The organism is Nioella sediminis (assembly GCF_001879695.1).
Lineage (GTDB): Bacteria > Pseudomonadota > Alphaproteobacteria > Rhodobacterales > Rhodobacteraceae > Nioella > Nioella sediminis.
This window is the reverse complement of the sequence record NZ_MNBL01000180.1, coordinates 1-14,463: the sequence shown is the minus strand read 5'-3', so window position 1 is coordinate 14,463 and position 14,463 is coordinate 1. Positions and strand designations below refer to the sequence as shown.

14 protein-coding genes and 1 tRNA gene are annotated in these 14,463 nt (G+C 62.2%); 8 read left to right on the top strand and 7 right to left on the bottom strand.

What is annotated here, in order from left to right; genetic code table 11:
- Window positions 1-151 precede the first annotated feature (151 nt).
- Window positions 152-1,219 carry a zinc ABC transporter substrate-binding protein gene (locus BKY26_RS19510; protein WP_071692043.1) on the top strand — a complete coding sequence of 356 codons (1,068 nt, stop codon included), beginning with the start codon at window positions 152-154 and terminating at the stop codon, window positions 1,217-1,219.
- A gap of 94 nt (window positions 1,220-1,313) precedes the next feature.
- On the opposite strand, the gene BKY26_RS19505 is transcribed toward BKY26_RS19510, so the two are convergent.
- From BKY26_RS19505 to BKY26_RS19490, 4 genes are all read right to left on the bottom strand, one after another.
- Window positions 1,314-1,387, bottom strand: a tRNA-Gly gene (locus tag BKY26_RS19505).
- A 240-nt stretch (window positions 1,388-1,627) separates the two neighbouring features.
- Window positions 1,628-2,833 (bottom strand): 3-oxoadipyl-CoA thiolase, encoded by a 1,206-nt coding sequence (gene pcaF / locus BKY26_RS19500; protein WP_071692042.1) that lies wholly within the window; start codon window positions 2,831-2,833, stop codon window positions 1,628-1,630.
- Window positions 2,826-3,773: a 3-hydroxyacyl-CoA dehydrogenase gene (locus tag BKY26_RS19495; protein WP_071692041.1), complete on the bottom strand. Its 948-nt coding sequence runs from the start codon at window positions 3,771-3,773 to the stop codon at window positions 2,826-2,828. Before BKY26_RS19495 ends, pcaF begins: the two co-directional genes overlap by 8 nt.
- A 119-nt stretch (window positions 3,774-3,892) precedes the next feature.
- Entirely contained in the window at window positions 3,893-4,825 is a 933-nt protein-coding gene (locus BKY26_RS19490; protein ID WP_158514373.1) for a LysR family transcriptional regulator, read from the bottom strand.
- Between the two features lie 109 nt (window positions 4,826-4,934).
- Between BKY26_RS19490 and BKY26_RS19485 the strand changes: the two genes are divergently transcribed.
- The 6 genes from BKY26_RS19485 (at window position 4,935) to BKY26_RS19460 (ending at window position 11,186) form a co-directional block, all read left to right on the top strand.
- Window positions 4,935-6,110, top strand: a complete 1,176-nt coding sequence (locus BKY26_RS19485; protein ID WP_071692039.1) for a cytochrome P450 — start codon at window positions 4,935-4,937, stop codon at window positions 6,108-6,110.
- Between the two features lie 23 nt (window positions 6,111-6,133).
- Window positions 6,134-6,457 (top strand): 2Fe-2S iron-sulfur cluster-binding protein, encoded by a 324-nt coding sequence (locus tag BKY26_RS19480; protein WP_071692038.1) that lies wholly within the window; start codon window positions 6,134-6,136, stop codon window positions 6,455-6,457.
- Between the two features lie 112 nt (window positions 6,458-6,569).
- Window positions 6,570-7,604, top strand: a complete 1,035-nt coding sequence (locus BKY26_RS19475) for a TRAP transporter substrate-binding protein (RefSeq protein ID WP_071692037.1) — start codon at window positions 6,570-6,572, stop codon at window positions 7,602-7,604.
- Window positions 7,604-8,149, top strand: coding sequence for a TRAP transporter small permease (locus tag BKY26_RS19470; RefSeq protein ID WP_071692036.1), 546 nt, complete (start codon window positions 7,604-7,606; stop codon window positions 8,147-8,149). Before BKY26_RS19475 ends, BKY26_RS19470 begins: the two co-directional genes overlap by 1 nt.
- A 6-nt stretch (window positions 8,150-8,155) precedes the next feature.
- On the top strand, window positions 8,156-9,508 hold the full coding sequence (locus BKY26_RS19465; protein ID WP_071692035.1) for a TRAP transporter large permease: 1,353 nt from the start codon (window positions 8,156-8,158) through the stop codon (window positions 9,506-9,508).
- 76 nt (window positions 9,509-9,584) lie between these two features.
- Entirely contained in the window at window positions 9,585-11,186 is a 1,602-nt protein-coding gene (locus BKY26_RS19460) for a GMC family oxidoreductase (protein WP_071692034.1), read from the top strand.
- 30 nt (window positions 11,187-11,216) lie between these two features.
- Here the strand turns inward: BKY26_RS19460 and BKY26_RS19455 are convergent, their stop codons facing one another.
- Genes BKY26_RS19455 through BKY26_RS19445 form a run of 3 tightly spaced genes read right to left on the bottom strand, consistent with a single transcriptional unit; the run spans window position 11,217 to window position 13,442 of the window.
- Window positions 11,217-11,681 carry a CoA-binding protein gene (locus BKY26_RS19455; RefSeq protein ID WP_071692033.1) on the bottom strand — a complete coding sequence of 155 codons (465 nt, stop codon included), beginning with the start codon at window positions 11,679-11,681 and terminating at the stop codon, window positions 11,217-11,219.
- Between the two features lies 1 nt (window position 11,682).
- Window positions 11,683-12,087, bottom strand: a complete 405-nt coding sequence (locus BKY26_RS19450) for a 2Fe-2S iron-sulfur cluster-binding protein (RefSeq protein ID WP_071692032.1) — start codon at window positions 12,085-12,087, stop codon at window positions 11,683-11,685.
- Window positions 12,084-13,442, bottom strand: a complete 1,359-nt coding sequence (locus BKY26_RS19445; RefSeq protein WP_071692031.1) for a selenium-binding family protein — start codon at window positions 13,440-13,442, stop codon at window positions 12,084-12,086. Before BKY26_RS19445 ends, BKY26_RS19450 begins: the two co-directional genes overlap by 4 nt.
- Window positions 13,443-13,512: 70 nt before the next feature.
- Here BKY26_RS19445 and BKY26_RS19440 point away from each other — a divergent pair, with 70 nt between their 5' ends.
- Window positions 13,513-14,280 carry an IclR family transcriptional regulator gene (locus BKY26_RS19440; RefSeq protein ID WP_071692030.1) on the top strand — a complete coding sequence of 256 codons (768 nt, stop codon included), beginning with the start codon at window positions 13,513-13,515 and terminating at the stop codon, window positions 14,278-14,280.
- The last annotated feature ends 183 nt before the right edge of the window (window positions 14,281-14,463 follow it).

Here is a 14,463-nt window from a genome sequence, read left to right as displayed (position 1 = left end):
CCGGCCCGCCGGTGCGGCAGGCGGAATGGTCGTGACTGTCGAATCCGATCGTGTCCATGGCTGGGTCCGTCTGCGGCGATTGGGGGGTTGATAGGTGATGTTATTACGTTTATCAAGCCACGTAATGTTATAAGATAACAATGGAGTCCCCATGCGATCCCTCGCCCTTGTCCCGTCGCTTCTTTTATCCAGTGCCGCGCTGGCGGAGATTCCCTCCGTGGCCACGGATATCACCCCAGTTCACGGGCTGGTGTCCATGGTGATGGGCGATCTCGGCACGCCTACGCTGCTGGTCGAACCCGGTGCCTCGCCACATGGCTACGCGTTGCGCCCGTCGCAGGCGGCGGCCTTGCAGGATGCCGATGCGGTGTTCTGGATCGGCCATGACCTGACCCCATGGCTGGACGACCCGCTGGACAGCCTCGCCCGCCAGGCCGTGGTGGTCGAACTGCTGGATGCCGAGGGCACCGTGGTGCATCAGTTCCGGGAAGACGCGGTATTCGCGCATGACGAGCATGACGCGCATGACGAGCATGACGAGCATGACGAGCATGACGAGCATGACGAGCATGACGAGCATGACGAGCATGACGAGCATGACGAGCATGACGAGCATGATCGGGACGCGCAAGCCCTTGATGATCATGACGAACACGGCCATGGCGACCATGAACATGGGCATGAGGGGCACGCCCATGACGGTGCCGATCCACATGCCTGGCTCGACCCGGAAAACGCGGTGGTCTGGCTGGCGGCAATCGCCGAAACCCTGTCCGGCCTGGACCCGGACAACGCCGATACCTACCGGACCAATGCAGCGGCGGCACAGGCGGACATCACCGCTCTGAATACCGAAATCGCCACCCGGCTCGCCCCTGTCTCGACCCGCAGCTTTGTGGTGTTCCACGATGCATTCCAGTATTTCGAGCAGCGGTTCGACCTGTCCAGCGCCGGGGCGATTTCCATGAGCGATGCCAGCAACCCCTCGGCCGCCCGCATCGCCGAAATCCGGGATGCGGTTGCCGAACAGGACGTGGTCTGTGTCTTTTCCGAGCCGCAGTTCAACCCCGGCCTCGTTGCAACCGTTGCGGCTGGTACAGCGCTGACAACCGCCATCATTGATCCTCTCGGGTCGGACCTTCCCCTCGGCGCGGGTTTCTACCCGGCCCTGATCCACAGCATCGCGGCTTCGGTCGAGGGATGCCTGTCAGCAGAGTAGTACAAAGGCAACCGCGGGTTTCCTTGCAAACAGAACAGGTTCCGTCCCATTCCCCGTGGGGCGGAACATCTTTTTATCCAACAGATCAGGAAACTGGAGCGGGCGACGGGAATCGAACCCGTATCATCAGCTTGGAAGGCTGAGGTCTTACCATTACACAACGCCCGCTCAGCGTGATACGGCTTATTGGAAGGGTCTTTCGGCGTCAAGTACGCGGCGGGTAATGTGGAGAGAAAACTCAGTCCAAACCTGTAGCGGTGATCGACGGGATGGGCGACGGGCTGTAAGCGGCACAGGCGCGGACTCTTGCGCCGAAGAAATCCCCGACCTGTTGGCATTGCCCCGTCAGGTGGTCCGGTATGATTGCTACTACTTGGCTGGGGTTGTGCTTTGACAACTGCCACCGGCTCAGACGGCTTCTATGGCAGCTGCGATCCCTTGCCCGACACCGACGCACATCGCGGCCAAACCACGCCTGCGGCCTGCGGCCTTCAACTCAAGCGCAGCTGTCCCCAAGATGCGTGCTCCTGACATGCCAAGCGGATGGCCAAGTGCTATCGCACCGCCATTGCGGTTTACTCGCGGATCGTCATCGGCGATGCCTAAGGCACGCAAGCTGGCGAGAGCTTGACTGGCGAAGGCCTCGTTCAACTCGATCAAATCAAGATCTGCGACAGACCAACCCAGCCATGTCAGCAGCTTTTGTGACGCGGGCACCGGGCCAATCCCCATGATCCGGGGCGCGACACCAGCGACCGCGCCACCTCTTATGCGAGCCATGGGGGACAACCCATATCGCTGTGCTGCGGCTTTGGAGGCCAGGATCAGCGCTGCCGCCCCGTCATTGACGCCCGATGCGTTGCCCGCCGTCACCGAACCACCCCTCCGAAAAGGCGCTTTCAGCGTGGCAAGAGTCTCCGCAGTGGTATTGGGGCGCAAGTGTTCGTCATGTTCGACAAGGCGGTCGCAGCCTTTTCGCCCGGCAACGGTCACGGGTACAATTTCGGCTGCAAACCTCCCACTTTGCTGGGCGGCGCCTGCCTTCCGTTGCGATGAGAGGGCAAGAGCATCCTGATCGGCGCGACTGATTGCATAGTCTTCGGCGACGTTCTCGGCGGTTTCTGGCATCGAGTCGATGCCGTACTGCGACTCAATCACGCGATTAACGAAGCGCCAACCGATTGTAGTGTCGGCAATTTCAGCACTGCGAGAAAAGGCATGATACGCCTTGGGCAACACGAAGGGCGCGCGCGACATACTTTCGACACCGCCCGCGATCATGAGCTCCGCCTCTCCGGCCTTGATCGCGCGGGCAGCGGTCAATATAGCATCCATTCCCGAACCACAAAGGCGATTCATCGTGGTCCCGGGAACACTCTCGGGCATGCCTGCTAAAAGCAAGGCCATGCGAGCAACATTGCGGTTGTCTTCCCCGGCCTGATTGGCGCAGCCTAGGGTCACGTCATCCACCGCGCCCCAATCTACACCCTTGTTGCGCGCCATGAGCGCCCTTATCGGCACAGCTGCCAGATCGTCTGGCCGAACATCGGCCAAAGCGCCGCCATAGCGCCCAATCGGAGTACGGACATAGTCGCAAATGAACGCCTCAGTCATATCCTGCCTTTAATCTCTCAATCTCGTTCTGCTCCGCACGCAAGGGCGCAAGCGCGGCCTCCAAACGCCCGACATCGGCCTCTATGCCTTCCGCTTTAGCTACCGCCGCGATCATCGCGGCGAGGCGCTCAGGTGTCTGCTGAGAGGCCCACCAAAGAGGCCCACCTGTCCATTTGGGAAAGCCGTAGCCATGCACCAGCGTCACGTCGATGTCGCCTGACTGTCGGGCAATCCCCTCGGCCAGCACCTTGGCGGCCTCGCCAAGGATGGCGCCCAGCAGCCGGTCGGTGATCTCATTCTCTGAAACCGGACGAGCCGATATTCCCTTGTCTTTCCGGGCTTGTGCGATGAGCATCCCAACCACATCAGACGGTACGGCGCGTCCTTCCACGTAGTCGTACCATCCCGCGCCCGCCTTGCGCCCCAACCTGCCAGCCTCACACAGGCGGTCGGGGATATCGACATATCGCGTATCTGGGTCGCGCGTCGCGGCCTGTCGTTTGCGCATCTGCCAAGCAATATCAAGGCCTGACATATCTCCAACTGCGAAGGGCCCAAGCGCAAAGCCGAAGCCGGTTGCGGCCGCGTCTACATCTTGCGGTGTAGCGCCGTCTTCAATGAGAAATTCGGCGCTGCGACGGTAGGCTGCATAGATGCGATTGCCGATGAAGCCCTCAGACGCACCCGCCACGACCGCTTGCTTGCCAAGCTGCTTGGCAAAGTCGAGTGCGGTTGCAAGCGTTCGGTCCGAGCCTTTTGCCGTGTCGGCCACCTCCAGAAGCTTCATCACATCGGCTGGGCTGAAAAAGTGCAACCCGACCACGTCTTCCGGGCGTGAAGTGACACAGGCCAGATCGTCAAGATCGAGGTATGAGGTGCCCCTAGATTTGTAGACGCTTTGCCCCCTAACTTTGAGGCGAGGAGGCCGACATGGGGACAAGCAACTACAGCGACGGGTTCAAGCGGGATGCGGTGCATCCACTGCCCGGCAGGGCATTGCGCCGAAAGGGAAACCAAAAGGCCCGCCCGGCCCGGCGGTCCGAAATAAATGACATCTCGTCAGTCTGCCTCAATGCCAGGCCCGTCTCTGGCGGCATCCCCTAGCGCCTGCTTCACCTCTCGCGCGATCAGCTCGCGCAACCAGGAGTGGATGGGCGACCGATGCGTGCGCTCGGTCCAGACCAGGGAGATGTTGAATGGCGCGGGACAGGGGCAATCGGCCATTTGAACCGATCCCCCCAAGGTTTCCCCGATGCGCCGGGGCACCGTCGAGATCAGGTCTGTGCCCGCGATGATGCGATTCAACCCCGCAGGGCTTGGCACAGTCAGAACCTGGTTCAGAACATGTCCCAGCCGGTCGAGGTAACGCAGGTAGCCCGACCGCCAGCCACCGCCATAGAGCACAACCGCATGACGCGCGGCGAGGTACGCTTCCAGTGTCAGGGGCGCATTGGCCAGCGGGTTTGCCGGGTCCATGATACAGACATAGCGTTCGGCCAGAAGGTTGCGGCAGTAGAAGCCCGCTTGTTCCGTCATCAGCGGGCCGATCAACACCTCTGCCTCTCCCCGTTTGAGTTGCAGGTGGCCCTGCGAGATCGAGTTGATGGCTTCCACCCGAATATTCGGCGCCTCGTCCCGCAACCGCCGCATGACAAGCGGCAGGATCAACTGCCGTTCGTAGAAATTGCAGGCAATGGTAAAGGTATGCTCGGCTTCGGAGGGATCGAACGCCTCGGGCGTCGCCAGCCGCTCTATCTCCGCAAGCAGCGATTCCGCCGAGACCGCGATGGCCGAGCAGCGTTCGGTAGCCTCTACCTGGGTGCCCTGACGGAAGAACAGCTGATCGTCAAAGATACGGCGCAGTTTCTCGATCGTGTAACTGACCGCCGACTGGTTCACGCCAAGAACCTGCGCGGCAACCGAGAAGGACCGGTGTTCATGCACCAGCCGAAGGGTACGCAGATCGGCGAAGTCAATGTTCAGTGCTTTCATTTGCCAGTCCATCAATAAATTCGATCCAGTCGATCAATTCCATTAAGTTGTTCGATCCGCCAAGGCAAGATAAGCCGGGACGCACAGGACGCGAAGGGAGGATCTCGTCATGCCACTGGCACCCGTCAATGACGCGGTGACGATCACGGAATTGATCGACAACCCCTATCCGTTCTACCGGCAGATGCGCGCGAACAGCCCGGTCGTGTCGGTCAGGGCTGTCAACCGGGTGATGCTGACCAAGGCAGCCGACACCCGCGCGGTGAAAGACGATCCCGAAACATGGTCGTCCGACGACCCCGATACCCCGATGAAACGCGCCTTCCATGCCCACACGCTGATGCGCAAGGACGGCGAAGAGCATCTGCGCGAACGCAACGCCATGATGCCCACCTTCTCGCCGCGCAATCTGAAGACGCTCTGGGGACCGGCCTATGAAAATCTGGCGGGCGAGTATCTGGACCGGCTGCCAAAGGGCGAGGTAGTCGATCTCTTCCCGACTCTGGCAGGCCCGCTGGCCGCCCGAATCCTTGCGGATATTCTGGGCCTGTCCGAGGCCAGCGACGACAATATGCAGTTCTGGTCGCAGGCGCTGATTGACGGGGCGGGAAATTTCGGCTGGTTCGATGAACCGTTCGAACGGGTGGACCGCGCTCATCTGGCGATGGATGCCCTGATGGAGCGGAAGGCGGAGTATTACCGCGCCAATCCCGATCAAACCGCGCTATCCGTGATGGTGAATGCCGATGACCCCATCGCGTGGAGCCAGATCGTCGCCAATATCAAGATCGCCATTGGCGGCGGCATCAATGAACCGCGCGACGCGCTGCTAACGGTTCTTTACGGCCTGCTGACCAACCCCGACCAGTTGGACGAGATCAAGAGGACGGGTCAGTGGGGCTCTGCGTTCGAGGAAGCAATCCGGTGGGTCGCACCCATTCAGGTCAGTTCCCGCCGCGCCACCCGTGACACCCAGATCCGGGGCATCGACATCCCCAAGGGGACAGTGGTGATGACCTGTCAGGCGTCCTCCAACCATGACGAGGACCTGTTCGAGGACGGACATCTTTTCAACGCCTTCCGGGCCCGCAACCCGCATCAGAGTTTCGGCTCTGGCCCGCATCACTGCATGGGCACCCATCTGGCGCGAATGATGCTGGGAAAGATCATGCTTCCAATGATCTTCGACCGCTTCCCGAACATGGAACTGGTGCAGCCCGAAACCGTGGTCTGGAAAGGTTTCGGCTTTCGCGGGCCGCTGAACCTGCCGGTCCGGCTGAACTGAACTGTGCAAGGATTGCCGAATTAATGCCAAGGCTCACCTTCATTGCATCGCAAGGAACATCCCGGACGGTTGACGCCCGGATCGGTGACAGTGCCATGCAGACCGCCCTGGCCCATGGCATCGACGGGATCACCGCCGAATGCGGCGGCGCCATGGCCTGCGCGACATGCCACGTGCATGTGGCGGATGAATGGGCAGACCGGGTCGGCCCGGCAGAAGACACCGAGGCGGATATGCTGGAATTTGCAGCAAGCACGGTGACCGCTGCCAGCCGCCTGTCCTGCCAGATCACGATGACGGAAGAACTCGACGGGCTGGTTCTGCACCTGCCCGACACGCAGATCTAGCGTCCGGTAGGGCACCAGATGCGTGACAACGTCAAGAATTCGCGGTTGACTGAACCGTGGAAAAGCTGGTCCGGTCAAGTTCCGAAAGCCAGCCACCAAAGGGAGGAAAGACATGAGAACCACCATCGCCATCGGCGCCTTCGCCGCTGTCATGGGGCTGGCCAGCAGCGTCAGCGCCCAGGACCACACGTTCCGACTGCATCACCTGCTCAGCGCGCAGGCCCCGGCCCACACCCAGATGCTGGAACCCTGGGCCGCCCGCGTCGAGGAGCTGTCCGGCGGGCAGGTCGATATCGAGATCTTCCCGGCCATGACCCTCGGCGGTCGCCCGCCCGAACTGATCAGCCAGGCCCGTGACGGCGTCGTCGATCTGATCTGGACGGTGAACGGCTATACACCCGGTCTGTTCCCACGCACCGAGGTGTTCGAACTGCCATTCGTCTACGTGAACGATCCCGTGGCCACCAATCTCGCCATGTACGACATGTTCGAAAGCGACCTGCGTCAGGAATACCAGGGTGTCGAGGTGATGTTCCTGCATGTCCATGCCGGTCAGGGCATCCACATGGTCGACCGCGAGGTGCGCAGCCCCTCTGATCTTGACGGCCTTCGGATGCGCATCCCGACCCGTACCGGGGCGTGGATCATCGAAGCGCTTGGCGCGACGCCTGTCGCGATGCCGGTGCCGGAACTGCCGCAGGCGCTGCAGACCGGTGTTGTGGACGGGGCCTTCATCCCATGGGAAATCATCCCGCCGCTGCGCATTCAGGAACAGACCGAATACCAGATCGAAGGCGCCGACATGGCCCGCTTTGGCACCACGACCTTCCAGGTGTCGATGAATGCCGACCGCTGGAACAGCCTGCCCGAGGATATACAGGCCGCGTTCCGCGAGGCGTCTAACCGCGAATGGTGGGGCCATGTGGGCGAAATCTGGCGTGCCTCGGATGATTTCGGCATCAACATGGCGGTGAACGCGGGCAATACCCATGTCACCCTGACCGAAGATGAAACCGCCGCCTTCCAGGCCGCTCTGGAACCGGTTGTCGATCGCTGGATCGAAGAGGTGTCCGGCATGGGCATCGACGGCACCGCACTGGTCGAGCACGCCCGCGCCGCCATTGCCGCCAACGCTTCCGACATGTGATGGAGGCGGTCGCCCAGGATACCCGTCGCACCGGCTGGACCGGTGCGGCGGAAACCGTGATCACCACCTGGGCCATCCTGGGCGGTGTGATGGTGCTGGCCGTTGTCCTGATGAATGTCTGGTCCGTGGTCAGCGCGCTGGCCTTCTGGGAAACGCTGTTTCCCGAGGCGGCCATCACCTTTCAGGGCGATTTCGAGCTGACGCAGATGGGCATCGCCATCGCGGCCTTCGCCTTCCTGCCCTATTGCCAGATCTCGGGCGCCAATGTCAGCGCCGATATCTTCACCTCGCGCGCCTCGCCCCTCTGGATCGCCATCTTCGCGCTGGTTGCGTCGGTCGTGGCCCTGATCTTCGGAATTCTGCTGCTCTACGCGATGTATGGCGGCATGCTGAGCCAGCGCCAGTACAATTACACCACCGCCATTTTGCAGGTGCCAATCTGGTGGGCCTACCTGCCCTGTCTTCTGTCACTGGCTCTGCTGGCATTGGCCTCGTTCATCACGCTCATCGAAAACCTCGGCAAGACGACCCGGGGCGGGAACTGACATCCTATGCTTGATCCCATCACCCTCGGGCTGGTCAGCCTGGTCGTTCTGATCCTGCTGATCGCAATGCGTATGCCGATCGCCTATGCGATGATCCTTGTCGGAGGGATCGGAACGGTCCTGATGAACGGACCGTTCACTGTCCTGAACCAGCTCAAGACGCTGGCCTATGGACAGTTCTCCAACTACGGGCTGTCGGTGGTGCCGATGTTCGTGCTGATGGGGGCCATCGCCAGCCGCGTGGGTCTGTCCAAGGCACTGTTCCGCGGCGCGAATGCGTGGCTGGGATGGGCCCCCGGCGGCACCGCCATGGCCGCGATTGCGGGCTGCGCGGGATTTGGCGCGGTGTCGGGATCGTCGCTGGCCACAGCCTCGACCATGGGCCGCATCGCCTTGCCGGAACTCAGGCGCTTCAACTATTCCGGGTCGCTGGCCACCGGGTCGCTAGCGGCAGGCGGGGTGCTTGGCATTCTCATTCCGCCCTCGGTCGTGCTGATCATCTATTCGATCATCGTCGAGGCCAATATCGTGACCATGTTCATGGCCGCGATGATACCCGGCATCATGGCGGTGTTCTTCTTCCTGATCACGATCTTGATCTATGTGCTGATCCGGCCAGAGGCCGGCCCCAAGGGCGGCGCGGCTGACAGGGCCGAGTTCATCGCCGCCACGCTTGGCGTCCTGCCCGTGGTCGGTATTTTCGCCCTCGTCCTGGGCGGCATCTATGGCGGGTTCTACAACCCCACCCCCGGTGCGGCCATGGGCGTGTTTCTGGTGGCCGTCTACGGGCTTGCCCGGCGCAGCCTGTCCTGGGCCGACACGATCGACAGCCTGAAGGAAACCGCACAGACCACCGGCATGATCTACCTGATCCTTCTGGGGGCGGAGCTGATGAAGATCTTCATGTCCCGCATCCGGATGCCGCAAGCCACGGCGGAATGGATATCCAGTTCCGGCCTTGAGCCGATGACGGTGCTGATCCTGCTCCTGATCGCGCTCGTGCTTCTGGGCTGCCTGATGGATTCGCTGTCGATGATCCTGCTGGTCATCCCGTTCTTCTGGCCGGTGCTGGTGGAACTCAATGGCGGGCTTTATGCCTTCGGCCCCGACACCGGCTTCGGGATGAGCACGGAGGAGCTGAAGATCTGGTTCGGGATACTGGCGCTGATCGTTGTCGAGCTTGGGCTGATCACGCCCCCCGTGGGGATGAACGTCTTCGTCATATCGGCGCTCGCCAAGGACACGCCGATGATCGACACGTTCAAGGGCGTCATGCCCTTCTTCGGGGCAGAGATCGTGCGCGTCGTGGTGCTGATCATGTTCCCGGCAATTGTTCTCTGGCTGCCTTCGGTGTTGTAGCGCCGGGGGGCCATGTCCCCCGTTTACCCCGCTGGAAAAATGGGGAACTCTACCAGAAACGGCGAGGGGCTTGCAGATGAAAGACTACGGACAGTTCGACTACGTGATCGTGGGCGCGGGCACGGCGGGCTGCGTTCTGGCCAATCGCCTGTCCGAAAACCCGCGCGTCAGCGTTCTGCTGCTGGAGGCCGGGGGCCGGGACACTTACATCTGGGTCAAGATCCCGGTGGGCTACCTCTATTGCATCGGCAATCCGCGCACCGACTGGATGTTCCAGACCGAGGCGGAACCGGGGCTTGGCGGGCGGTCGATCCTCTACCCACGCGGGCGCATTCTGGGCGGATGTTCGGCGATCAACGGCATGATCTACATGCGCGGTCAGGCGCGCGACTATGACCATTGGCGGCAGATGGGCAATGCCGGGTGGGGTTGGGACGATGTGCTGCCCTATTTCCTGAAATCCGAGGATCACTTCGCAGGGGCAAGCGAGCACCATGGCGCGGGCGGCGAATGGCGGGTGGAACAGCCCCGGCTGAGCTGGGAGATTCTCGACCGGTTCGCAGATGCCGCCGAGGCTGCCGGCATCCCCCGCACTGACGATTTCAACCGCGGCAACAACGAGGGCGTGGGCTATTTCCAGGTCAACCAGCGGCGCGGCTGGCGCTGGTCCACGGCGCGCGGATTTCTGCGGCCCGCCAGCGACCGGCAGAACCTGACCGTGCTGACCGGCGCGCAGGCGCAAGGGCTGATGCTGGAGGGGCGTAAGGCCACTGGCATCCGCTTCCTCAAGGACGGACAGCCCGCGATGGCGAAAGCGGGGCGAGAGGTGATCCTGTCGGCAGGTGCGATCGGGTCACCGCAACTGATGATGCTCTCCGGCATCGGCCCGGGCCAGCATCTGCAGGATCACGGGATCGCCGTGGCGCATGACATGGAAGGCGTCGGCGGCAACCTGCAAGACCATCTGCAATTGCGCCTTTCCTATCGGGTCGAAGGCGTGAAGACGCTGAACCAGATGGCCTCCACCCTTTTCGGCAAGGCCAGGATCGGGCTGGACTATGCGTTGCGCCGTCGGGGGCCGATGTCGATGGCGCCCTCTCAACTCGGGGCCTTTGCCAAGTCGGATCCCGCGCTGGAAACACCCGATCTGGAATACCACGTCCAGCCGCTGTCCCTGCCTAAGTTCGGCGAGGATCTGGACCCGTTCCCGGCCTTCACCGCATCTGTCTGCAACCTGCGGCCGGGCTCGCGCGGCGATATCCGCCTGAAATCCCCCAACCCCGCCGATGCCCCCGCGATCCGGCCCAATTACCTGTCGACCGAAGCCGACCGCATCACCGCCGCGCGGTCCATCACGCTTACCCGCCGGATTGTCGCTCAGGCCCCGCTGGCACAGTTCAAGCCGCAGGAAATCCGCCCCGGCCCCGAATACGCGTCAGAGGCTGAGCTGATCGAGGCCGCAGGCCAGATCGGCACGACCATTTTCCACCCCGTCGGCACCGCCCGCATGGGCCACGACCCCGGCGCGGTCGTGGATGCACGGCTGAAGGTCCACGGGATGGACGGGCTGCGCGTCGTCGATGCCTCGATCATGCCGACGATCACCTCGGGCAACACCAATTCGCCCACGGTCATGATCGCCGAAAAGGCCGCTGACATGATCCGCTCGGATCGCTGAGCGGATCGCGCTCACCGACACCGTCCGGGATCAGATCGCCAGATCGAGGCGGGGTTTCCAGAACGGGCGGAATAGCTCGATCTTGGGGCAGCGGTTCATCACCACCTTGAGGCCGGCCTCTTCGGCCAGCGCCGCCGCCCGGTCGTCATAAACACCGATCTGCCCCCACAGCACCTTGGCCCCGATGGCAATCGCCTGTTCGGTAATGGCGTAGAGCTCTTCCTTGGGGCGGAAGACCTCGACCATGTCAACCGGGCGGTCGATCTCCTCCAGCGAATGAAACACCGGAATGCCGCGGATCTCGGTCAGGTTCGGGTTCGGGTTGACCGGGATCATGTCATATCCCGTTTCATGCAGAACCCGCAGCACGCCATAGCTGAACTTGGTCTTGTCGGCGCTGGCGCCCACCATGGCGATGGTTCTGACCGATTTCAGAATATCGGCAAGGAAGTTCTGGTCGTAGTCGTAAAGCTCGTCGAGCGCGGTTGCCGGCATGTCATTGGTCCTTGTTCTCTTGTCCTGCGGCTTCGCTGGCCGAGGGCCGGGACGTGGCGATATCCGCCTTCAGCTCATGCGGCTCCAGCGGGTCCAGAAACGGGTTTCGGTACAGCTTGTCATGGCTGTCGACGCCGATCTCCAACGTGCAATCGGTGACGGCGCGGGCGACGCATAGCAGGACGTAGCCATTGTTGATCTGTCGATTGTTCAGGGCCACCTGACGGCGCTGATCCACCTCCCCCTCGGTCAGTTTGGCCGCGCAGGTGATGCAGCCGCCGTATTTGCAGCCATAGGGCAGATCGACCCCCTGTTCGCGCAGGGTATCGAGCAGCGGGCGGCGGGCCTCGACCCGATAGGTCGCACCGCCCCTGTTGGCGAGCGTGATGGTCCGGGTTTCGGTCACAGCCAGATATCGCTGGTACAGTCGCCACCGGGGTAGCGGGTTTCGTGGCAGCGGCTCGGCCCGTTTGGTTCCTTGCCGAAATCGACGATGAAATCGGGGTTGATCGTCATTCCGCCATTTTCGACGTCACAATCGATCATCACCATGACCCCGCCCTTTTCGCGGATCTCCGGGTAGAACTGATTATCCCATGTGGAGAACAACGAGGTGGTCACATAGAGGCGCCTGCCGTCCAGAGAGAGCTGGAACATCTGCGGCCCGCCCGCGACGTCGACGCCATTGACCTGAGGCGCCTTGCCCAGAAGCCCGCCCATCCAGACCTGACCGGTCAGTTTCGGGTTATGCGGATCGGTGATGTCATACTGGCGCATGTCGCCATGCAGCCAGTTGTTGAGATAGAGATACTTGTCATCCATCGACACGAGGATCGCGCTCATCACACCTGGCACCGGGATGGGCCATTCGGGATGCGGTTCGTTGTCCACGTCGATGATCTTTTCCCATTCCCATTTGCCTGCCTCGGACTTCCAGAAATGGATGACATTGGTGGACAGCGCCGCGCCGCAGAAGCCATGGGTGCTGTCGGGATCGTGCAGGAACTTGACCTCCAGCGGGATCAGCCCGTCTTCGCCCAGATACATGCTCTCGATCGGCGTTCGTTTCTCGAAATCCCAGATATGCAGTTCGCGCCCGTATTTCAGGTGGCCGACCTCTTCCAGATCGAAGCCCGGCATGAAGGTATTCGGCGCGGCCCATTCGGAACTGATCATCACGTTGTGGCGGGGCTGGTACCAGAAATCATAGCCGAACTTGATGTCGCCCATGGTCTCTTCCCACCGGCCGACGATCTCGAAATCCTTGTTCAGGTGCAGATAGCCGCCCGGCGCCTCACCCTTCGCGTCGCCTAGGAACGAAATGATGATCTCGGACCCGAGGCAATGCACGGTGTGAGGACCGCTGAGATTGGCCTTGGCCTTGATTTCGGCGCCGTCGATTACCTTGTGCAGGCGCGGCGCGTAGGGATCGGTGGCCGTGTCGATGACATGGATATTGTTCGACCGCACACCCGGAACCAGCAGGTATTTGCGCGCCATCGAGCTGTCATCGTGGCAGGAGGAACAGGCATTCCAGCCCATGTGATGCAGCTCGTCCCCGATGCCTGGCATTTCCAGCCGGTGAATGACCTGGCTATAGGTCGGGCTGTCGGGGTCCGCATCCACCGTCGCAAGGTAATCCGGTTTCTGAATGCCGGTGCCGGTGTAGATGGCAATCGTGTAGAGCAGTTTTTCGCGGGGGGCCTTGATGGCCTCTGCCGGGCTTGCGTAGCCCGGTCCGCAACATGCGCCGTCCATCATCACATTCCTCCCTTGCGACCAAGACATACTTCTCGTACATCGAGAATCAGATTCTCACAAAGTAAAAAGTATGCATCTCGAACGCCTCACCCTCATTCTTGAAATTGTCGGCCAGAAAGGCACGGCAACGGTGGCCGAGATCTGCGCCCATTCGGACCTGCCCAAACCGACCGCCTACCGGCTGGTGCAGGATCTTGTCGGGGTCGGCCTGCTGGAACCGGTCGGTGGGGGGCGCTTCGCGCTCGGCACCCGGTTGAAGCGGATAACGCATAGCGACCAGTCCGATCGCGCGCTGCTGGATCTGATCGCCCCGGTCCTGAAGCAGGCCGCCACCGAGATTGGCGTCGCGTTCTTCCTGTCACGTCTGCGCGGCAGGTCGGTGGAGATCATCCATGTGGAAACCCCGGACACGGGCGTGTCCTATCTGCATCCCGGCCTGGGCAAGCGGCCGTTGCACGCCTGTTCCTGTTCCAAGGCCGTCGCCGCCTTTTCGCCAGATCTCTTTCCGACCGGCGAGATGGAGGGCCGGTTGCGCGCCTATACCGAGTTTACCCTGACAAGCGTTCAGGATCTGGAGGCCGAGTTCGACATCATCCGCCAGCGCGGCTTTGCCGAATGCGTGGAAGAGATCGAGCGCGGCATGTGTTCGGTCGCGGCCCCGCTTGCGCCGCGCGGTCCGGGGGCCACGCTGTCCATCGGTGCGACGGGATCGACGCGCGTGTTCACCTCGACGTTCCGCGAAGAGCTCGGCCCCCGGATCGCCCGGATCGCGCAGGGACTGTCGGCAGACCTTGGCTGGGATGTGGTGCAGGACAGCAGGACGCCGACCGCCTCCTGACGCGTGCGTTTCGGCCCCTGCCCCGCGCCCATGCGGGAATGCCGGCGCTGTGTACCCGGTGGCGTTCCGCGCGCCCGGTCAGGCATGTAAAGGAAACGCCCGCCGGATGATCCGGCGGGCGCTTGTTTCGCGTGACGCAGGGGTCCGGTGGTCCCGGATCAATACACGACGACGGACCGGATC